The organism is Photobacterium sp. ABD4_091, assembly GCF_056160145.1.
In genome coordinates this window covers 2,580,885-2,602,116 of record NZ_JBSWWQ010000001.1, presented here as the reverse complement: position 1 = coordinate 2,602,116, position 21,232 = coordinate 2,580,885, and the positions used below count along the sequence as shown (strand labels likewise).

General features: G+C 51.5%; 18 protein-coding genes and 1 other annotated feature. Of the genes, 11 read left to right on the top strand and 7 right to left on the bottom strand.

Annotated features, from left to right (window positions below):
- Positions 1-49: 49 nt before the first annotated feature.
- Positions 50-1,024 carry an HTH-type transcriptional regulator CysB gene (gene cysB, locus ACXAGQ_RS12030; protein ID WP_475254077.1) on the bottom strand — a complete coding sequence of 325 codons (975 nt, stop codon included), beginning with the start codon at positions 1,022-1,024 and terminating at the stop codon, positions 50-52.
- A 318-nt stretch (positions 1,025-1,342) separates the two neighbouring features.
- On the opposite strand from cysB, the gene ACXAGQ_RS12025 reads away from it, so the two are divergent.
- The 4 genes from ACXAGQ_RS12025 (at position 1,343) to ACXAGQ_RS12010 (ending at position 6,206) form a co-directional block, all read left to right on the top strand.
- Positions 1,343-2,104 carry a DNA repair protein gene (locus tag ACXAGQ_RS12025; protein WP_475254076.1) on the top strand — a complete coding sequence of 254 codons (762 nt, stop codon included), beginning with the start codon at positions 1,343-1,345 and terminating at the stop codon, positions 2,102-2,104.
- A gap of 129 nt (positions 2,105-2,233) precedes the next feature.
- A complete protein-coding gene (locus tag ACXAGQ_RS12020) occupies positions 2,234-3,670 on the top strand; it encodes an IS1182 family transposase (protein WP_475251115.1) in 1,437 nt (478 codons plus the stop codon).
- Between the two features lie 187 nt (positions 3,671-3,857).
- On the top strand, positions 3,858-4,652 hold the full coding sequence (miaE, locus tag ACXAGQ_RS12015; protein ID WP_475254075.1) for a tRNA isopentenyl-2-thiomethyl-A-37 hydroxylase MiaE: 795 nt from the start codon (positions 3,858-3,860) through the stop codon (positions 4,650-4,652).
- Between the two features lie 222 nt (positions 4,653-4,874).
- Entirely contained in the window at positions 4,875-6,206 is a 1,332-nt protein-coding gene (locus tag ACXAGQ_RS12010; protein WP_475251668.1) for an IS4 family transposase, read from the top strand.
- Between the two features lie 28 nt (positions 6,207-6,234).
- Here ACXAGQ_RS12010 and topA read toward each other — a convergent pair whose 3' ends face one another.
- A complete protein-coding gene (gene topA / locus ACXAGQ_RS12005; protein WP_475254074.1) occupies positions 6,235-8,880 on the bottom strand; it encodes a type I DNA topoisomerase in 2,646 nt (881 codons plus the stop codon).
- A gap of 699 nt (positions 8,881-9,579) precedes the next feature.
- Here topA and ACXAGQ_RS12000 point away from each other — a divergent pair.
- Positions 9,580-9,828: a YciN family protein gene (locus ACXAGQ_RS12000; RefSeq protein ID WP_281025279.1), complete on the top strand. Its 249-nt coding sequence runs from the start codon at positions 9,580-9,582 to the stop codon at positions 9,826-9,828.
- Positions 9,829-9,906: 78 nt separating this feature from the next.
- Here the strand turns inward: ACXAGQ_RS12000 and ACXAGQ_RS11995 are convergent, their stop codons facing one another.
- Together ACXAGQ_RS11995 and sohB are read right to left on the bottom strand one after the other, a co-directional pair.
- The gene (locus ACXAGQ_RS11995; RefSeq protein ID WP_475254073.1) at positions 9,907-10,347 is read right to left on the bottom strand and encodes a DUF805 domain-containing protein; all 441 of its coding nucleotides are present in this window, start codon (positions 10,345-10,347) and stop codon (positions 9,907-9,909) included.
- A 26-nt stretch (positions 10,348-10,373) separates the two neighbouring features.
- The gene (sohB, locus tag ACXAGQ_RS11990; RefSeq protein ID WP_475254738.1) at positions 10,374-11,435 is read right to left on the bottom strand and encodes a protease SohB; all 1,062 of its coding nucleotides are present in this window, start codon (positions 11,433-11,435) and stop codon (positions 10,374-10,376) included.
- A gap of 155 nt (positions 11,436-11,590) precedes the next feature.
- Between sohB and ACXAGQ_RS11985 the strand changes: the two genes are divergently transcribed.
- Positions 11,591-12,352 carry a YciK family oxidoreductase gene (locus tag ACXAGQ_RS11985; RefSeq protein ID WP_475254072.1) on the top strand — a complete coding sequence of 254 codons (762 nt, stop codon included), beginning with the start codon at positions 11,591-11,593 and terminating at the stop codon, positions 12,350-12,352.
- 131 nt (positions 12,353-12,483) lie between these two features.
- Here the strand turns inward: ACXAGQ_RS11985 and rluB are convergent, their stop codons facing one another.
- The 3 genes from rluB to rnm all read right to left on the bottom strand — a co-directional run bounded on the left by rluB (position 12,484) and on the right by rnm (position 15,262).
- The gene (gene rluB / locus ACXAGQ_RS11980; RefSeq protein WP_475254071.1) at positions 12,484-13,554 is read right to left on the bottom strand and encodes a 23S rRNA pseudouridine(2605) synthase RluB; all 1,071 of its coding nucleotides are present in this window, start codon (positions 13,552-13,554) and stop codon (positions 12,484-12,486) included.
- Positions 13,555-13,751: 197 nt separating this feature from the next.
- Complete coding sequence (locus ACXAGQ_RS11975; RefSeq protein WP_475254070.1) at positions 13,752-14,372, bottom strand: L-threonylcarbamoyladenylate synthase; 621 nt, start codon at positions 14,370-14,372, stop codon at positions 13,752-13,754.
- A 23-nt stretch (positions 14,373-14,395) separates the two neighbouring features.
- On the bottom strand, positions 14,396-15,262 hold the full coding sequence (gene rnm / locus ACXAGQ_RS11970) for an RNase RNM (protein ID WP_475254069.1): 867 nt from the start codon (positions 15,260-15,262) through the stop codon (positions 14,396-14,398).
- A 154-nt stretch (positions 15,263-15,416) separates the two neighbouring features.
- Positions 15,417-15,509 (top strand) — a sequence feature (Trp leader region).
- Between the two features lie 72 nt (positions 15,510-15,581).
- On the opposite strand from rnm, the gene ACXAGQ_RS11965 reads away from it, so the two are divergent.
- The 5 genes from ACXAGQ_RS11965 (at position 15,582) to trpCF (ending at position 21,231) form a co-directional block, all read left to right on the top strand.
- A complete protein-coding gene (locus ACXAGQ_RS11965) occupies positions 15,582-16,595 on the top strand; it encodes a bifunctional 3-deoxy-7-phosphoheptulonate synthase/chorismate mutase (RefSeq protein ID WP_475242055.1) in 1,014 nt (337 codons plus the stop codon).
- Positions 16,592-18,175 (top strand): anthranilate synthase component 1, encoded by a 1,584-nt coding sequence (locus ACXAGQ_RS11960; protein WP_475254068.1) that lies wholly within the window; start codon positions 16,592-16,594, stop codon positions 18,173-18,175. The genes ACXAGQ_RS11965 and ACXAGQ_RS11960 overlap by 4 nt, the downstream gene beginning before the upstream one ends.
- A 10-nt stretch (positions 18,176-18,185) precedes the next feature.
- Complete coding sequence (locus tag ACXAGQ_RS11955; protein WP_475254067.1) at positions 18,186-18,785, top strand: aminodeoxychorismate/anthranilate synthase component II; 600 nt, start codon at positions 18,186-18,188, stop codon at positions 18,783-18,785.
- Positions 18,786-18,847: 62 nt separating this feature from the next.
- The gene (gene trpD, locus ACXAGQ_RS11950) at positions 18,848-19,858 is read left to right on the top strand and encodes an anthranilate phosphoribosyltransferase (RefSeq protein ID WP_475254066.1); all 1,011 of its coding nucleotides are present in this window, start codon (positions 18,848-18,850) and stop codon (positions 19,856-19,858) included.
- A 2-nt stretch (positions 19,859-19,860) separates the two neighbouring features.
- The gene (gene trpCF / locus ACXAGQ_RS11945) at positions 19,861-21,231 is read left to right on the top strand and encodes a bifunctional indole-3-glycerol-phosphate synthase TrpC/phosphoribosylanthranilate isomerase TrpF (protein ID WP_475254065.1); all 1,371 of its coding nucleotides are present in this window, start codon (positions 19,861-19,863) and stop codon (positions 21,229-21,231) included.
- The last annotated feature ends 1 nt before the right edge of the window (position 21,232 follow it).

The following is a 21,232-nucleotide window of genomic DNA, read 5'->3' as shown; positions in this document are numbered from 1 at the left end:
GATTCACGCAGAGAGGGTGCAGGCTGCCGGATAGCAGCCTTGGGAGGTGTTATTTTACCGGTAGCGGCATGGTGGCAAACATCGCTTCGATCTCGGCATTGGTTTTTAGCGCGACAGCTTGGTCAACCACTTCCCGAGTCAAGTGAGGGGCAAAACGCTTGATAAAGTCATACATGTAACTGCGCAGGAATGTCCCTTTCTTGAAGCCAATTTTGGTCGTACTCGCCTCGAAAATATGGCTGGCATCAATGGCAACCAAATCACTGTCTGTGGCCGGATCCATCGCCATACTGGCAATGACGCCCACCCCGATGCCCAACCGGACATAGGTTTTGATCACATCGGCATCGGTTGCGGTGAACACTATCCTCGGCGTCAGCCCAGAGCGGTTGAACGCACTATCAAGCTCTGATCGCCCGGTAAAGCCAAACACATAGGTCACCAGCGGGTAGGCAGCCAAGTCGTGGATGGTAATTTCAGGCTTCTGCGCCAAGGGGTGATCCGCCTTGACCACTATCGAGCGGTTCCAGTGGTAACAGGGCAGCATAATCATATCCTGGTACAGATGGAGCGCTTCGGTCGCAATGGCAAAATCAGTCGTCCCTTTAGACACCGCATCAGCCAATTGGTTAGGCGTTCCCTGATGCATATGCAGGGTAACCTTCGGATAGCGGGCCGTAAAGCCCTGGATCACCTCGGGCAGTGCATAGCGGGCCTGAGTATGGGTGGTAGCGATATTCAGCATGCCGATTTCAGGGTGAGTATGCTCCCCCGCCACCGATTTTATACTCTCCACCCGAGATAATATGTCCCGGGCAATATGAACAATTGACTCCCCGGCAGGGGTTACCTGGGTAAGGTGCTTGCCGCTTCGCTCAAAAATTTGCACGCCAAGCTCATCTTCGAGCAACCTGACTTGCTTACTGATCCCCGGCTGGGAGGTATACAAGCTTTCTGCCGTCGCAGAGACATTCAGGTTATGGTTAACGACCTCTACGATATATCTTAATTGTTGTAGTTTCATTGTCCCGCCTAGTGATAGTCCTTTATCATCTATCCCGCCACCTTGGAGTGATCCCTGTTGCGATTCTCCGCAAGGCTTTATAACGTTATGTTATATAACTTATAGACCGAGTTTCCCAGATCTGGATGTCCAATTTTCGCGCGTTAAGCGACATTATCCACAAAATGCCACATTTGATGGTTCGTGCAGGCGGTAATACGCGCAATAACCGCCCTCTTCTGCTACCAATCAATGAGAAAGCGATCTCACCGCTATGACCCCTTATCGATATGGTGTATCTTATAGGGCTTGAGTAAGCACGGACGGTCCCCTAACCCCATGAGCATGCCACTAATTATTGGCCTGGTAAGCCTGTTGCTGATATTGATTGTTGGCTACAACATCATTATTCAGTACCGACAGAAACTGGAAAGCGCAAAACAACAGGAATTAGCTAAATTTATCGCCGTTATTGATGCAACCGAAGAGTTGATCAGTAATGCCCATCACCTTCCATACAGTAAAGAATTATTGGTTTGCCTGAACAAACGAGTAATGTTTTCTTTGGAGGGGATGAGAGAAGCCGATCCTTCGGATAAATCTCTGCCCCAGCGCATTAGCAATGTCACTGAACAGATCAACCAGCTCCAGGCTAACTATTCGCAGGCCGATGTTGCCAGTTTCAAGGTGCCAACTACCGACAAGCAAGCCCTCGGGATGCTTCAGCTGGTCAAGCGCTTGAAGAATGTCGTCAAAAGCGAGCACAGCCGGGGCCGCATGCCAACCCAGGCTTTTGTTGCCGAAAACGCCCGCCTCGAAGGCATCCAGCTGAGGATCAATATCGAGAACGTGATCAAGCGGGCCAACGAAGCCCGTGTCAAAAGACAGCTGGGAACCGCCAAGCAGTTGCTGAAAAAAGGCATTGATGTATTGGCCAGCAAGAATGACGACTATGCCAACCAAGCTCGTGAGAAGCTGCAGAAAATGCTGAAAGATATCGACAGCAGCCAGAACATGACTCACGAGCAGCAACGCCAGCAAATGATCGACAAGGAGCAGGACGAGCTCGATGTATTGTTCCAGCCAAAGCGCAAATGGTAACGCAGCTCGCACTCGCTAGATACCACGCAAAGGCCACCCATTGGGTGGCCTTTCAGACTGATGACAAAGGTCTGGCTTTTAAGTTAGGCCTTTGATCTAATAGAGATATCGAAATATGGATATCTCGACATGTTAAAAGAACCCTCACCCCAACAGTACGAACTCGAAATGGTCACAATGGAACAGCTGGTTCCGAAGCATCATCTCGTACGTAAAATCGACCAAGTTATAGATTTCGAATTTATTAGAGACGAAGTCGCTCACCTATATTGCCAAGACAATGGCCGGCCTCCTGTTGACCCCGTCCGCTTGTTTAAAATCATCCTGCTGGGCTACATCTTTGGCATCAAGAGCGAGCGTCAGCTAGTCAAAGAAATCGAGGTCAATGTGGCCTATCGGTGGTTCCTTCGCATGTCACTGACAGAGAAAGTTATCCATGCCTCGACGCTCAGCCAAAACCGCATCCGCCGCTTCAACGGGACGGATATTTTTGAACGCATCTTTACCAATATCGTACTCCAGGCCATGGATAAAGGGCTCGTCGCCGGGAATGAATTATTCACCGACAGCACCCACCTCAAAGCCAATGCTAACAAGAAGAAATTTACCAATGAACAGCAAGCTGTCCGCACCAGTGCCTACCTTGAGATGCTCAACGAAGATGTGGCCAAGGAGCGGGAAGCCGAAGGGAAAAAACCTTTAGCTGAGCGAAAATCAGAGCCTAAGCTCAAAAATACCAAAGTGAGCACGACTGATTCTGAAAGCGGCTTTATGACGCGGGATAACAAGCCGCAAGGGTTCTTTTACCTTGACCACCGCACCGTCGATGGCATGCATGGGATTATCGTCGATACCTATGCGACCGCAGGTAACGTCAATGACTCCCAGCCTTATATCAATCGGCTAGACTACACGCTCAACCAGTTCAACCTGAATCCTATAGCCGTAGGCCTTGATGCTGGATACTTCACGGCTCCTGTTGCTGAGAGCCTTGAACGAAGAGAAATCCTTGGCCTCTTTGGTTACCGTAGGCCGCCTCGCACCCAGAATGCTATCAAGAAGAAGCACTTTATCTATAACAAAGAAACAGACACTTACCTGTGCCCAAATGGCCAGGAACTTATCTATAAAACCACGTCAAGAGAAGGCTACAGAGAATACCACTCGGCCCCCAAGGAGTGTGAGCTCTGCTCGATGAGAAATGACTGCACCCAAAGCAAAACAATGAAGAAGGTGATAACCCGGCATATCTACGCGGAGGCTGTGGAACGAGCAAACAAAATACGGCTGACACCTTATGGTAAAAGGACCTATCGGCGAAGGGGAGAAACGGTAGAAAGAAGCTTCGCAGATGCGAAACAGCATCATGGTCACCGATATGCACGGTTCCGGGGGTTGAACAAGGTGCAGATGCAATGTTGGTTGGCCGCTGCTGCTCAAAATATCAAGAAGATGGCCTTGGTGCTGGGCTGCTTACAGAAAATAGGCCTTATAAACGCTCTAATTAGGTTAATACGAGTCAATATCAGGCGAGAAGAGCAAAGGAGCCTCCAACCGAGCTGGTAGGTAAAAAAATCGCGATCGCGGCCTACGGCCGCTCTCTAAAAAGAACCCCACTTAAAAAGTGGGGTTCGTCAGCAATCTGAAAGGCCACCCATTGGGTGGCCTTTGTTTTATCTTGCTATTACCACTTTGAACCCTAGCATTGGTATACTGGGCAAATATCTACAACAAGACTCAACAAGCTTAGCCCATGAATACAAACCAACAAATGATCGACACACTGCTTGAGCCGATCAAACAATTACTGCAATGCGATACGCCCGACGCCTGGATCAGCGAAGCCAAGAAGCCAGAAAACCTCACCGCACTGCTGGTCGACCATTGTAACTGCGAGCTAAAAGCCAGCCAGACCGCGATGTTTCTGATCCGCAAGTATGCGGTCGATGCAGAGAGTGGCAAGGCGCTGCTGGAGTGGGCCAAGCCGTATGAAGAGTTTGTCTATGGTGCCGAGCGTGATACCCGCAGTTTCCACGGTAAGAAGAATGGCCTTGCCGCCGAGCTAAAGCCCAAGGCTGGTTTTGCCCACGGCGAAGAGCTTATCGACAAAATGGTTCGCCTGATCAAAGAAGAGTTCCACCACTTCGAGCAAGTTCTGGAGATCATGGACAACCGCGGAATTCCCTACTCCAGCCTCAATGCCGGCCGCTACGCCAAGGGCCTGATGAAGGTTGTCCGTACTCATGAGCCAAGCACCCTCATCGACAAACTGATCATCGGTGCGTACATCGAAGCCCGCTCTTGCGAGCGCTTTGCCAAGCTTGCCCCGTATCTCGATGAAGAGCTGGAGAAGTTCTATATCTCCCTGCTGCGCTCCGAAGCCCGCCATTACCAGGACTACCTGAAACTGGCCGAGCAGATCGCCGGCGGCGACATCAGCGAGCGCGTCAAAGCTATCGGTGCCCGCGAAGCCGAGTTGATCAACAGCCCAGACGAGACCTTCCGTTTCCACAGCGGTGTGCCGGCGTTAGAGACAGAAACAGTTTAATAGTTCCTAGGTTCTAGCTCCTAGATCCTAGAACAAGTTAAATTTCACCCTCAGGATAAAGCTTTTGCTTTTTCCAGGAACTAGGAACCAGGATCTCGCCTTTCCTTAGAGCAAAAAAAACCGCCACGCTGGCTAACACCGATCAGTTAAGCCATTGATCAGTTGAATGAGCCTACGGTTGAGTGAAAATACCCCCAGACATTAAGTTTGGGGGTATTTTTTATGTTGGCACATTGGCTTATAGATGTTGATGATTTTGCTTCACCTGACTCACTCTCTTTGTTTCAGAAAGAGTTGCCGCTTGAGTGGATTCAGCAGGCACTCGATGACACCAATAAAGCAAGCTTGAGGCGACGGAAGTTACCGGCTGAGCTTGTGGTCTGGCTCGTTGTCGGGATTGGTTTATACCGCGATAGACCGATTACCGATGTACTTGATAAGTTAGATCTGAAGCTTTCCAGTTCTCTAGGTGAATCCATTGCTCCAAGTGCGATCCCCCAAGCAAGAAAACGGTTAACGGCTAAGCCTCTCGAAGCTTTATTTACATTAACTGCACAACATTGGGCACAAACAGAAGATAGTGATGATACATGGTTCGGATTAAAGCTTTTCTCTGTTGATGGTACGCAATTTAGAACCCACGATACCCCAGCTCTTGCAGAGCATTTTCAATACGTTAAGCACAGTAAAACACGCCATACTGAATACCCAGTTGTAAGGCTATGTGCACTTTGCTCCCTTCGAAGTCGCCTAATCCATAATGTCGCTTTTGGCCCTAGCTACAACGGTGAAGAAAGCTACGCCAAGCAACTCATTTCCTCTGCAACGGCCAACTCTCTTACTATTTTCGACCGATGTTATTTAGGTGCGGAGTTAATGATTAACTGGCAAAACCAACATGGTTCTAGCCACTGGATGACCCCCATAAAATCCAATACAAAGTACACAATCATAGAGCAGTTAGATGAAGACGGGCGTGACTTGATAGTCGAAATGAATGTTTCTCAACACGCTCGCAAAAAAGATCCTCATCTGCCTGAAAAGTGGCAAGCTAGGCTTGCGCTTTATCCAGAAAAAGAGCAACCCAATCATATAAAAGGGGTTTTGACGTCCCTAACAGACAAAAAATATGACCTGCAATCCTTACTTGATGTTTACTTCGAACGATGGGAAATCGAAAACAGTTATGGGGAGATAAAGCATGACATGCTTGAAGATGAGATCCTACTCCGTAGTCAATCAATCGAAGGTGTTGAGCAGGAGATCTGGGGCATTTTAATTGCTTATAACCTAGTCCGGTTGGAAATAAGCAGGATAGCAAAAGAAGCTAAAGTGTCGCCTTTACGGATCAGTTTCATGATGGCGTTGAGGGATATCCAGGATGAACTAATGTGGTGTGCAATCGCATCGCCCGGTTCAATACCCAAGAAGTTAAGGGCAATGCGGGAAAGAGTGAAACGTTATATTTTGCCGGAACGAAAAAAACGGCCCAAATCAAGGACCGTTCGTATCAGTAAAACCCGCTATGTGGTTCGCTCCAAACATCTTAATTGATAGGAGTTAGCCTTTCGGCGGTTTTTCTTTATTTCTCAGCTTTCTCTTTCTTTGGCTTCTTACGCTTGTCGGTAATTTCCCACTTACCGTCAATGAACAGCCCAGTCCAGCCTGATGGCTTGCCATCAATTTCCGAGCGGATGTAATTTTCTTTGGTCTTACGACTAAAGCGAACCACCGTCGGGCGACCGTCCGGGTCTTCTGTCGGTGCATCTGCCAAATACGTGAACTTCGGCGACAGGCGATCTTTGAATCGAACCAGCTCTTCTACCAAAGGTGCACGTGTTTCACGTGATTTAGGGAAGGTACTTGCCGCCATAAACAGACCGGAAGCGCCATCACGCAAAACGAAGTAAGCATCTGGATCCTGGCTACAAGGCAGCTCAGGCAGGTGTACCGGATCTTCCTTCGGTGGTGCAATCTCACCGTTCTTCAGGATCTTACGGGTGTTCTTACAGTTCTCGTTGGTACAACCCATATACTTGCCGAAGCGACCGTTCTTCAGCTCCATATCCGAGCCACACTTGTCACATTCGATAACCGGGCCGTCATAGCCTTTGAGCTTGAACTCACCTTTCTCGACCACGTAACCGTCACAGCTTGGGTTATTACCACAAACATGAAGCTTACGCTCCGCATCGATCAGGTACGCATCCATCGCAGTGCTACATTTCGGACAACGCTTCTTGGCACGCAATGCTGCAGTTTCAACGTCTTCTTCCAGGACGTTGACAATACCTTCCTCGTCACCAAGGTTGATCGTTGTCTTACAACGCTCCTTCGGTGGTAGCGAATAGCCAGAACAGCCAAGGAACACACCGGTTGACGCGGTACGGATCCCCATAGGGCGACCACAAGTCGGACACTCGATATCGGTCAGTACGATATTGTTCGGCTTCATGCCGCCTTCAGTTTCATCCAGCTCGGCTTTTTCCAGCTCGGAGGTGAAGTCGCTGAAGAACTTGTCCAGCACCGACTTCCAGCCCGCATCACCATCGGCGATTTTATCGAGGTTACCTTCCATACGAGCGGTAAAGTCGTAGTCCATCAGATCAGCGAAGCTCTCATCCAGACGATCCGAGACAATCTCACCCATCTTCTCGGCATAGAAGCGGCGTTGATCAACACGTACATAACCACGATCCTGAATGGTCGAGATAATCGATGCATACGTTGAAGGACGGCCAATACCACGTTTTTCCAACTCTTTAACCAGTGCTGCTTCGGTGAAGCGGGCAGGTGGCTTGGTAAAGTGCTGTTTTGGCTCCAACGATTCAAGCTTGAGCGTATCGCCCACATGAACCATAGGTAGTGTTGTATCTTCGTTCTTGCCAGATGGGCGCTGTACTTGTGTCCAACCGGCAAAGCGCATAGTGCGGCCCTTGGCTTTCAGGGTGAAGTCGCCCGCTTCCACCGTAATAGTGGTCGAGTCGTACTTCGCCGGTACCATTTGACAGGCCACAAACTGACGCCAAATCAAGTCATACAACTTGATCGCATCCTGCTCCATACCTTCAAGGTTCTCGGCTTTGACTTCAACACTGGAAGGACGGATCGCTTCGTGCGCTTCCTGGGCATTGCCCTTGCTGCCGTAGACATTCGGCGAAGACGGTAGGTAGTTATCGCCATACTCGCCGGCAATGAACTCACGCGCCGCTTCAACCGCTTCCTTTGACAGGTTGGTCGAGTCGGTACGCATATAGGTAATGTAACCCGCTTCATACAAGCGCTGCGCCAGGCCCATGGTGCGCTTAACGCCATAGCCCAGACGGGTACTTGCTGCCTGCTGCAGCGTTGACGTGATATACGGCGCCGATGGCTTGCTGCTGGTCGGACGGTCTTCACGGTCTTTGACCTGGAAAGCCGCCTTTTCCAACAAGGCTTTCGCCGCCATGGTGTCAGCTTCGTTTTCCGGGCGGAATGCCTTGCCCGCTTGCTGTGCCACCATCAAACGCAGGGCATCACTGCCTGCCGTTTGGGTGTTGGCATGCATATCCCAGTACTCTTCTGGATCGAATGCCTTGATTTCGCGCTCACGCTCTACAATCAGCTTAACCGCAACCGACTGTACACGGCCCGCAGAAAGGCCACGTGCGACTTTCTTCCACAATAGAGGGGAAACCATAAAGCCGACCACGCGGTCAAGGAAACGGCGTGCCTGCTGTGCATTCACGCCATCCATATTCAGCTCACCCGGCTGCTCAAAAGCTTGCTGGATAGCATTTTTAGTGATCTCGTTGAAAACCACTCGCTTGTAACGTGCATCATCGCCGCCGATGATCTCACGAAGGTGCCACGCAATAGCTTCTCCTTCGCGGTCCAAATCGGTTGCGAGATAAACGAAGTCTGCATCTTCGGCTAGTTTTTGTAGTTCGTTGACCACTTTTTCCTTACCGGGAAGCACTTCGTATTGGGCAGCCCAGTCATTATATGGGTCGACGCCCATTTTATTGATCAGCGCTTTGCGATCTTTTTCTTTTTTGATGCGCGCTTTTTCTTCCGCGCTCAAGCCCTTGGTTGAAGTTGGCGTCGCTTTCTTTCCGGTGCTACGCGCACCCGTCGGCAAATCACGAACGTGACCGACGCTTGACTTAACAACGAAGTCCTTACCCAAGTACTTATTGATCGTCTTCGCCTTGGCTGGGGACTCCACAATAACGAGTGATTTACCCATAATAATTCTATTACGTCCTCGTGCTCACAAAACTTAAAATTAAAACAACTAGTTGCACGCTAAAAAAATGAGAACTAGCACGGCAACGCTGGTACGCCAAACTGATTAAGTAACTATTTACATCGCGAAATCCAACCGGTTGAGGACAGCTCCGGATAACTAGTTACGTAATGTGATTGGTATTTACATATTGGGCTACAATCGGAGAAGGTCAACTGCTTTTTAACAAAACGAGACCGTTTGGTTGTCCCTTCCCCACTTGTTAACAGCTGGTTACGTCACTCAATGTACAGGAAAAAACCATGCCGACAAGTCATGCTGACAAGTGGTTTTCCTCCCATTTATCAAGCAATGCTGAAAAATAACTACCACAATGGGCGCTAATCATTACCACCTCAGCAACGCTTTGACTATAAAAAACCACTATTTTTTGCCATCGCTCACAGATTTTCGACAATTCAAAGGGTTAATGCCTAATATTTATACCTCGATATTTTTTCCAACCAATGGCGCAATGACGGTACTTCTCCGACTGGCCTTTTTCAAGATATAACCAGTCTTTGAAAAAAATCAACAATGCCTGAAAATTGACGCAGCCTCCTTTGGTACAAAATTTGTCATCGTCTACCAACTCAAATACACTAGGCAGCCTCTGCCGGAGAGCTTCCCGGCAACCTGCTGTGAGATGAGAGAGACACCATGAGCACCAAAGAAACCATTTCAACTGATGACCTGCTAATGATTGCCAACCAGCAAATTCAAGATCATGAAGCCTACATCGACGGGATGCGTGCCACCTCCGTTGAAGAGCGTGGCGGGGTATTGATTTTCAAGGGCGAGTTCTTCCTCGACGACAAGGGCCTGCCAACCGAAAAGACCACGGCAGTGTTCAACATGTTCAAGTACTTGGCCCACCAGCTTTCGCCGAAATTCACCCTGGGCAAGTAAGCCGCCGTTATCGGCTAGCATTGAATAAAAACAGCCCCGCTTTGGCGGGGCTGTTGCTTTCTCGGCAATGCAATACGATTACATGTCGATAGTCATCGTATCTTTACCATCTCTGGACGGGTCTTTGCCATCATTGTCCGAGCGCGGCCCCGGGGCTGACGGTGGTTCACCGCGCCCCTTAGGATCGGCACCAAACTGGTTAGTCCCCGGTGTACCATCCAAGATACCCAACTCGACAATCACAAAGATTGGGCCAATCAATGGCAAGAACGTCAGGATGATCCACCACGCACTCTTGTTGCGGTCATGCAAGCGCTTGACGTTAAGGGCCGCAGATGCCCAAAACACAAACACCAAAACAATGATCGACAGGATGTTCAACATCGGATTGCTTGCATTTTCCGGCGTGGTATACAGGAATACCGGCAGCGAAACCAACAATACAGGAATGCTGTACAACCAGTAATCCCGTCGACGCATCCGCCCCTGGAATGAAAACAATGCCCACTTCTGATCCATCGTAACCTCTTTATACAATCGGTCTTTTAGACAATAGGACGCTGGCCACGGCTGATCCACTTCAATAGCAGATTATCCGCTGCATCACCCGTTGCGCCCGCCAGCTTTTCAGCCAGTTTCTTGCGCTGGACATAACGCACTTGGAGCACTTCACGGTCCTTGCACGATGCGCTGATGTAGTCGTCGCTGGTGCCGATTTCGTCAACCAAGCCAAGATCAAGAGCCTGCTTACCAAACCAATGCTCACCGGTCGCTACTTTGGCCAAGTCCAGCTCAGGGCGGTGCTCAGAGACAAATGCCTTGAACAGACCGTGGGTTTCTTCAATTTCGGTCTGGAACTTCTCGCGCGCCTTGTCAGTGTTTTCACCGAACATCGTCAGGGTACGCTTGAATTCACCGGCAGTAATTTGCTCAAACTCGATATCGTTTTTCTTCAATACCTTATTGAAATTTGGCAGCTGGGCAATCACACCAATAGAGCCGACAACCGCAAACGGTGCCGAGATGATATTGTCCGCCACACAGGCCATCATATAGCCGCCGCTGGCCGCGACTTTGTCAACCGAAATGGTTAGCTTGATACCGGCTGCTTTCAAACGGTCAAGCTGCGAAGACGCCAAGCCGTAGCCATGTACCATACCGCCGCCAGTTTCAAGCCGCAGTAGTACTTCATCGCCTTCCATTGCCACGGCAAGGATCGCCGTTACCTCTTCACGCAGCGAGGTCACTTCACGGGCATCAATGCTGCCATGGAAGTCCAGTACAAACAGGCGAGGCTCACGCGAGTGCGACAAGTCACCTTCTTTGGCTGCTTTCTTAACTTCGTTCTGTCGTGCCTTGTGTTTTTCCTTGTCTGCTTTTTTCTCAGCCTTGTCGCGCGCTTTGAGCAATGGCTTATCAAACAAGTGAGACTCCAGTTGGTGCACGGTGTGCTTGTACTGCTCAGTCAGATCGGTGACCTCTAGCTCACCTTTCTGGCTGCCATGGTGGCCTTTCACGCTTTTCGCCACCACCAGCACTGCGATGAAGGCAATAACCACCGTAACAATCTTGGCTAGGAACAATCCATAATCAAACAAAAAATCCAATGTCGAGTCCTCATTTTTTGACATTCCAGCATTGTAACCAAGTTGTCACCCATACCGCTATCGCAATATCGCCAAACAGCGTCAAGATGCACGTTTAAGCGGGAATATTTTGGGTATACAATGGGCTGACGAAAAAACCAATAAGGAAGTACGCAGTGGATTATCAAATCGCTGAAAACTCACTGAAAGATAGAGTTATTCTGGTAACCGGAGCGGGTGATGGAATTGGCCGCCAGGCAGCCATCAGCTATGCCGCCCATGGCGCGACCGTTATCCTGCTCGGCCGCACGGTTGCCAAGCTAGAAGCCGTTTATGACGAGATTGAGTCCCTTGGCTACCCGCTGCCTGCGATTATCCCAATGGATATGATGGGTGCAACCAAGCAAAACTACCTGGATATGGCTGAAACCATCGAAGGTCAGTTCGGCCGCTTGGACGGGGTATTGCACAACGCCTCACTACTGGGCGTGCTCAGCCCGTTTGACCAATTGGGTGAAGATACCTATGACGATGTCATGCAGGTCAATGTCAAAGCCCAGTTCCTGCTGACCCAAGCGATTATGCCATTGGTCAAGAAAGCCGAAGACGGCCGTATTGTATTTACCTCATCAACGGTTGGCCACCAAGGCCGCTCATTCTGGGGCGCTTATTCAATCTCCAAATTTGCCACCGAGGGCATGATGCAAATCCTGGCTGATGAACTGGCCAACACCAATGTCCGTGTCAACGCCATCAACCCAGGCGGCACCCGTACCGGTATGCGTGCCAAGGCCTTCCCGGCTGAAGACCCGTCATTGCTGAAAACCCCGGAAGAAATCATGTCGCTGTATCTTTACCTGATGGGACCGGAGAGCAAAGACGTCAACGGCCAGTGCATTGATGCCCAGCCAAAGCGTAAGTCTGGTGCAGCCAGCTAAATAGCTTTATGGCTTTATGGCTTTCCCGCCGCAGATAACAAAAAAGCAGCCAATGGCTGCTTTTTTCATTCTTGGTAACCATGCTACATCAAGCGGCTTGCTTGCAGGTAACTGCTATTTACGGGTACGCGCTATTTGCGAGTACGAGGCTTAGCCGGCTTGTTTTTCAGCGGGTTACGACGGTTAGCGGCATTGCCTGACGGCTTGCGGCGTGAACCGTTGTTGCCCTCTTCGCCTTGGTTACGACGGTTAGAGGTGTTTCCAGCAGGCTTACGACGCGGCGCTTGGCTGTTGTCTTCGCCCTGATTACGGCTCGCTGAACGACGCTGGTCTTGACGACCACGACGACCGCGACCGGTGTCTTCGTTCAGGCGCTCTTCGTGACGGCGCACTGCACGGCGGATCTGGCGTACACCACGTTTGCGCTTCTGGCCTTCAACCGTCAACACGGTTTCTGTTTCGGCTGGCAGCTCAACTTTCTCACGAAGGTAGTTCACCTCTTTGAGCTCAAGCTCCATCCAACCGCCACGAGGCAGGTCTTTAGTCAGGAAGATATCACCGTAGCGAACACGCTTCAGGCGGCTTACTGTCACGCCCTGTGAATCCCACAAACGACGAACCTCACGGTTTCGGCCTTCGGTGATCACGACGTAGAAGGTATGGTTCATACCTTCACCACCCGCATAAACCACGTCTTCAAAGCGTGCCATGCCGTCTTCCAGCTCAACACCCTTAACTAGGTTGCGTACCATCTCTTCGGTCACTTCACCGAATACACGCACCATGTACTCACGCTCGACACTGCGGCTAGGGTGCATCAGGCGGTTAGCCAACTCACCATCGGTGGTGAACAGCAGCAAACCAGCTGTGTTGGCGTCCAGACGACCAACCGATACCCAGCGACCACCGTTCAGGCGAGGCAGACGGTCAAATACCGTACGACGACCTTCAGGGTCATGACGGGTACACAACTCACCTTCAGGTTTGTTGTAAGCTAGCACACGGCAAACTTCTTCCGAAGAAGATACCAGCTGGATGTTATGCCCATCAATACGGACACTGACAGACAAGTCGTCCAGGCGGTCGCCGAGTTTGGCTACCTTACCGTCGATACTAACTCGACCGTTCTGGATCATTAATTCGATTTCTCGGCGAGAACCCTGGCCAGAACGCGCCAGTACCTTCTGTAATTTTTCACTCATTAGACAAACCTTTGTCGCCTTCACAGGCGTCGAAATATCATCATGCTTTAAGCCATCTTAAAGCGATGGCGGATTATGCCAAAAGCTTAGCTGAGATACCACAGAAAACACCTTGCTAGCCCGGTATTTCCTGTGAATTCTTACTGCGGCCAACTTTATTCACTCACTCGCTGGCTCACTAATCAACTTGAAGCATATTACTCAAACGGGGACGGATCACCGGCACCTACACGGGCGATTTCCATTTCATCATTGCTGAAATCAATCACCGTCGTTGGCTGCTCGCCCAAATACCCACCGTTGATGATCAAATCCACCGCATGCTCAAGCTGATCACGGATCTCTTCCGGGTCGGATTCCGTGTTTTCATTGCCCGGCAGGATCAAAGAGGTCGACATCATCGGCTCACCCAGTGCTTCGAGCAGGGCCAGCGCAATCGCATTGTCCGGTACACGAATACCAATGGTCTTACGCTTCGGGTTCATCAGGCGGCGCGGTACTTCCTTGGTCCCTTTGAAAATAAAGGTGTAGGCACCCGGCGTATTGTTACGCAGCAGGCGGTATGCCGCATTATCAACACGGGCGTACAGCGACAGCTCAGACAGATCGCGGCACAGCAAGGTGAAATTGTGCTTGTCGTTCAATCGGCGGATCTGGCAAATCCGCTCCAGTGCCGCTTTGTTTTCCAACTGGCAACCAAGCGCATAGCCCGAATCGGTCGGGTAGACGATCACCCCACCATTGCGAATAATGGCGACGGCCTGGTTAATCAAACGAACCTGCGGTGTTTCAGGGTGAACATAAAAAAACTGACTCATTCTTCCTCCATAGGAAATGCAACCTAGTCGCGCACTTCCTCGTCAATGCGTTTCTTCTCAACGCTCCAGTCCTGCCAGACTTCAGTTACGCCCTTGGGCAACCACAAGTTGCGGCCAAGTTCGGTCCATGGCGAGGCATAATGGAAATCAGAGCCCTGCGAAGCGAGTAATTTGTAATCAATCGAATAGTCGCCGAGCAATCGCCTTTCCTGAGGTGACTGCTGCGGCTGCGCCACTTCCATCGCGTCCCCGTTGGCGTCGACAAAAGCAGTCAGTAACCGTTTTTGCCATTTTGCGGTCATGTTGTAACGGCCGGGGTGGGCAAGTACTGCCTGGCCGCCGGCTTGGTGGATGGCTTCTACCGCCTCAGCCATCGAGCACCAGTTGGGCGGCACATAGCCAGGGTTGTTGCGGGTCAGGAATTTCTTGAAAACGGCCTGCATGTTCTTGGCATAGCCCTGCTCAACAATCCATTGGGCAAAGTGGGCACGGGTAAGCGTCGCCCCATTGGCAATGGCCTTGGCCCCTTCCAGCGCCCCCGGCATCCGGTTCTTATCCAGCCGCTCCCCAATCAAGGCTGCACGCTCGGCACGGCGTTGTGCCTGCGCTTCAATCAAACGGACAATCGCAGGGTGCTCAGGGTCAATATTCAAACCGACAATGTGAATATCAAAATTTTGCCAAAGTGTCGATATTTCAATGCCTTTGATGAGAGTTAAAGGCAGATTTTCTGCTTCAATCAATTGCTCGGCAGCCGCCAAACCAGCCACCGTATCGTGATCGGTAATCGCCAGCACATCGACTCGACTCTCAACAGCGCGCAGCACAAGTTCTTCCGGTGACAGCCGCCCGTCTGATGCGGTGGTATGGCTGTGTAAATCAAACAACATAAATTATCTTCTTGACTTTACTCTCGCAAACTAGTTTACTAGTACGCAGTTACCCAGTACTACATTGGTGATTCAGTGTATTCACTGAAAGCCTGTATAACACTGAAAGGATAGATACATGGTACAGCAAATTCATCGTCAGCTCTGCGCTTTCTCATCTTGGTGGTGGCACTTCCCAACACGGGTGGTGTGATTAGCTGTGCCTTAAACAGATTACACAAACCCGCCTCGACGCGGGTTTTTTTATAACCAAATTCAGCCAGACAAAGATTTAACCAGTGCGCCAACCACAAGCAGCGCCCTGAGAGAGGAAAAGAATATGATCATCGTACTCAAGCCAAATGCAACCGAACAACAAGCCAAAGAAATCCTAGCCCGCATCGAAGAGGCCGGCCTAAAACCGCTCTACATGCCGGGTGTTGAGCGTATTGTCCTGGGTGCGCTGGGCGATGAGCGTGTCTTGCAACAGCTTCACCTTGATGCCTACCCGTGTGTCGAGAACGTCAAGCCTATCTTGACTAAATACAAGATGGTTAGCCGTGAAGTGCAGGCCCACGATACCGTGGTTCGTTTCGGCAATGCCTCTGTTGGCGGTGACAAGTTCGCAGTGATTGCCGGTCCTTGCTCGGTTGAATCTGAAGAGCAACTACTAAGCGTAGCCGAAGTGGTGAAAAAACACGGCGCCGTAGCCCTTCGCGGCGGCGCTTACAAACCACGCACCAGCCCGTATGACTTCCAGGGTATGGGTGTTGAAGGTTTGAAGCTGCTGAAAAAAGCCAACGAGCAGCTGGGTATCCCGACGGTCTCTGAGGTTATGGAGGTCAGCCAGATGGATTCAATGTGTGAATACATCGACTGCCTTCAGATTGGCGCCCGCAATATGCAGAACTACGCCCTGCTAAAAGCGGTGGGTGAAAGCAAAAAACCGGTCTTGCTCAAACGCGGACTTTCAGCCACTATCGAGGAGCTGTTACTCGCGGCGGAATATATCTACGACGCAGGAAACCCGAATATCATCCTGTGTGAGCGAGGGATCCGTACCTACGAGACAGCAACACGTAACACATTGGATTTGAACGCCGTGGCTTACCTTAAGCAACGTACCCACCTACCAGTGGTTGTTGACCCAAGCCATGGTACCGGCGTCCGTGAACTGGTTATCCCACTGTCACGCGCCGCTGCAGCAGTTGGTGCCGACGGTATTATCGTCGAATCACACCTTAACCCGTGTGAAGCCTTGTCGGACGGCCACCAGGCACTGACCGGTCCAATGTTTGAACAGTTGATGCAAGAGTTGAAACCGTTTGTAGAAGCGGCAGGGAGAACGCTGTGAATACTACCCCACTAGGCGTCGGTGAGCTGGAACTGCTCAGCCTCGATGTACCCTATGTTGCGGATCCGACGGAGCTGTATTACTCCGTCTGTGGCGACCGCCCACACAACCTACTGCTGGAGTCGGCCGAGATCGACTCCAAGCAAGATCTCAAGAGCCTGATGCTCATCGACGCGGCAGTCCGTATTGTCTGCCGTGGCAAAGTGGTCACCCTCGAGGCCCTCACCGATAATGGCCTCAATGTACTGCAGACCTTGGAAGGCAAGATGCCTGCCGATATCACTGCAGTGCGAGAAGGACGCCAGCTGGAGCTGACGTTCCCATCGGCAGAGCGCGCTCTGGATGAAGACAGCCGTCTGCGCCAGACCTCCTCGTTCGATGCATTGCGCATGATCCAGCACGCCTTCAATATTGCTGGCCACCCGCGTGAAGCGCTGTTTATTGGCGGCCTGTTCGCCTACGATGTGGTTGACGGTTTCGAGCCGTTGCCGGGCGTAAACCAAGACAACCGCTGCCCGGACTACCTGTTCTACATTGCCGAAACCCTGCTGGTAATTGACCACCAGCGCCGCAAAGGCAAGTTGCAGGCGACACTATTCGGCGGTGACGAGTACACCTCAAGCTACTTCGAGCTCAGCCGCCGCCTGCAGCACATCAAGGAAGCCTGCCTGGAGCCAATGCCGCTGCCAGCCGCGCAGCTGCTTGATGAGTGTGAGCCTGTTGCTAGCGTGAGTGACGAAAATTTCTGTCAGCAGGTATTAGACCTCAAACAACATGTCATCAATGGTGATGTGTTCCAGGTGGTGCCATCGCGGCAGTTTACCCTGCCGTGCCCGTCTCCGCTCAATGCCTACAAAGAGCTTAAAATCGGCAACCCGAGCCCGTACATGTTCTACCTGCAGGACGCCGACTTCACCTTGTTCGGCGCCTCGCCGGAAAGTGCGCTTAAATACTGCACCGAAAGCAACCAGATCGAGATCTACCCGATTGCCGGCACCCGTCGTCGTGGTAAGAACCCAGACGGTTCAATCAACCTCGACCTTGATGGTCGTATCGAGCTTGAACTGCGCTGCGACATGAAGGAAAACGCCGAGCACATGATGCTGGTTGATTTGGCCCGTAACGATGTAGCCCGTATCAGCGAGCCGGGTAGCCGCTATGTCGCAGATTTACTTGCCGTCGACCGCTACAGCCATGTAATGCATTTGGTATCCCGTGTTGTCGGCCAACTACGTGGTGACCTAGATGCCCTACACGCTTACCAGGCCTGTATGAACATGGGTACCCTGACCGGCGCGCCGAAAATCCGTGCCATGCAGCTTATCCGCGAAGTCGAGCAGCGCCGCCGTGGCAGCTATGGCGGTGCAGTCGGCTACCTAACCGGCCACGGTGATATGGATACCTGTATCGTGATCCGCTCGGCCTATGTCGAGGATGATGTTGCCAGCGTACAAGCCGGTGCCGGTGTGGTTTACGACTCTGTCCCTCAGGCAGAAGCCGATGAAACCCGCGGAAAAGCGCAAGCGGTGATCACCGCTATCCGCAAGGCACACAGTGCCCCTGACCGTCAATCGCACTAAGGAGCCACTGATGTCCCTACCCCATATTGTATTGCTTGATAACTTTGACTCCTTTACTTACAACCTGGTTGACCAGTTCCGCTCGCTGGGCTGCGAGGTAACGATTTACCGCAACAGCCTGACCGCCCAGCAAATGGAGCAGGCACTGGCTGAAAAAAACAACCCGGTACTGGTGCTGTCACCAGGCCCAGGTGCCCCTGCTGATGCAGGTTGTATGCCTGAGCTGATCAAGCAGGTTCGCGGCAAGGTTCCGATGATCGGGATCTGCCTAGGCCACCAGGCTATTGTTGAAGCCTATGGCGGCAAGGTCTCTGGTGCGGGTGAAATTGTACATGGCAAGTCAGCCATGATGACCCATACCGGCCATGACGTGTTTGGCGAATTGCCAAGCCCATTATCCATTGCCCGCTACCACTCACTGGTTGCCGAAACAGTACCAGAGAGCTTGAATATCATTGCCGATGTTGACGGCCTGGTTATGGCGGTGACCAATGATGAGGATCGCGTGTGTGGCTACCAGTTCCACCCGGAATCAATCCTCACCACCCAAGGTGCCCAGCTGCTGACCAATACGCTGGAATGGGTCACGTCGCCAACGACCGACCAATAATGAGCCGAACCCAAATGCTGCAGCCCCAGAATCAGCCGGTATAGACAACAAGGATTTTTATTATGGATGCGACCATCTACACCATTGCCAACAAGCTCTACGACCAGCAGGCACTGAGCCAAGAAGAGAGCCAGACCCTATTCGACGCTATTATCAAGGGAGAAGTCGAGCCAGTACTACTGTCTGCAGTACTGACAGCATTGAAAATCAAAGGCGAAACCCCAGCTGAAATCGCCGGTGCCGCCAAAGCACTATTGGCCAATGCCAACTCATTCCCAAGCCCTGAGTACGACTTTGCCGACATCGTCGGTACCGGTGGCGACGGTGCCAATGCCATCAATATCTCGACCACCGCTGCTTTCGTCGCTGCCGCCTGTGGCGTTAAGGTCGCCAAACACGGTAACCGCGGCGTCTCAAGCAAGTCAGGCTCTTCTGATCTGCTGGACAAATTTGGTATCAACCTGGCAATGAAACCGGAAACAGCACGCGAAGCCCTTGACGATCTAGGTGTCTGCTTCCTGTTTGCCCCGGAATACCACGGCGGCGTACGCCATGCGATGCCGGTTCGCCAAACCCTGAAAACCCGTACCATTTTCAATGTACTGGGTCCTTTGATTAACCCGGCTCGCCCTAATATCGAGCTAATGGGTGTCTACGACGCATCGCTGGTTCGCCCTATAGCCGAGACCATGGCTGCAATGGGCATGAAACGTGCGGCGGTTGTCCACGGCAGTGGCCTGGACGAAGTGGCGATTCACGGCGAAACCACAGTGGCTGAAATCATCAATGGTGAAATCACCGAGTACACCTTAACGCCTGCTGACTTTGGTCTTGAAAGCCACCCGCTTGAAGCGATCAAGGGTGGTGAGCCAGAAGAAAACCGTGCCATTATTACCAATATCCTAACGGGCAAAGGTACCGATGCACAAATGGGTGCCGTCGCCGTCAACGTGGCTCTGCTTCTTCGCCTGTTCGGCCAAGAAGATCTCAAAGCCAATGCCGAGAAGGCCATCAATGTCATGAAATCAGGCAAAGCCTTTGAGCTTGTCGGCCAGCTTGCAGCACGAGGTTAACCATGGAAACAGTTCTAGCCAAAATTGTCGCCGACAAACGTATCTGGGTTGAAGCGCGCAAAACCGAGCAGCCATTGGCATCGTTCAAAGACAGCCTAGTGCCAAGCGATCGCAGCTTCTACGAAGCCCTGTCAGGCGACCAGGCGGCATTTATTCTGGAATGCAAAAAAGCCTCGCCATCAAAGGGGCTGATCCGCGAAGACTTTGATCTCAACATGATTGCCCAGGTGTACAACGGCCATGCCAGTGCTATCTCGGTATTGACCGATGAAAAGTATTTCCAGGGTAACTTTGACTTCCTGCCGGTGGTGCGCAACCAAGTCCGCCAGCCGGTACTGTGCAAAGACTTCATGATTGATACCTATCAGGTCTATCTTGCTCGCCACTACAATGCCGATGCCATCTTGCTGATGCTGTCTGTATTGAACGATGATGAATACCGTGAACTGGCCGAGGTTGCCGAGCTGCTTAACCTTGGTATCCTGACCGAAGTCAGCAACGAGGAAGAGCTTGAGCGAGCCATCGCCCTCAAGGCCAAAGTTGTAGGCATCAACAACCGCAACCTGCGCGATCTCAGCATTGACCTGAACCGTACCAAAGAGCTGGCTCCACGCCTGCCGGAAGGCACGATTGTGATTTCCGAATCAGGGATCTACAACCACCAGCAGGTACGCGACCTGTCCGCCTACGCCAACGGTTTTTTGATCGGTAGCTCGCTGATGGCAGAAGATAACATTGAACTGGCCGTTCGCCGTGTATTGTTGGGCGACAACAAAGTCTGTGGCCTAACCCATGCCGACGATGCGGCGGCTGCCTACCAGAGCGGTGCAGTATACGGTGGCCTGATCTTTGTATCTGGCTCACCACGCCATGTCGACATCGAGCAAGCCCGCATGGTGATGAGCGGCGCACCACTGAAATATATCGGTGTGTTCCGCAATGCTGACCCACAGGCTGTAGCCAAAGCAGCCGAAGCGCTTTCACTGTCAGCAGTGCAGCTTCATGGCGATGAAGATCATGATTATATTACCGTCCTGAAAGGCCAACTGCCTGCAGAATGTGAAATTTGGAAAGCCCACGGCGTGACTGAAGCGGCACCTGCACTTGGCGAATGGCAAGTCGACCGTCACCTGCTCGACAGCAAGGTCGGCAACCAGTCAGGGGGCACAGGCGTTGCCTTTGACTGGAGCCTGATCCCTAACGAGCAAAAGAAAATCACCATGCTGGCCGGTGGCCTTAACCCGGACAATGTCTGTGAAGCAGCGCACCTTGGCTGCCGGGGACTGGATTTGAACTCCGGTGTAGAGAGCGAGCCAGGCAAAAAAGACCCAACAAAATTGAAAGCGGCTTTCGCGGCTATCAGAAAGTATTAAG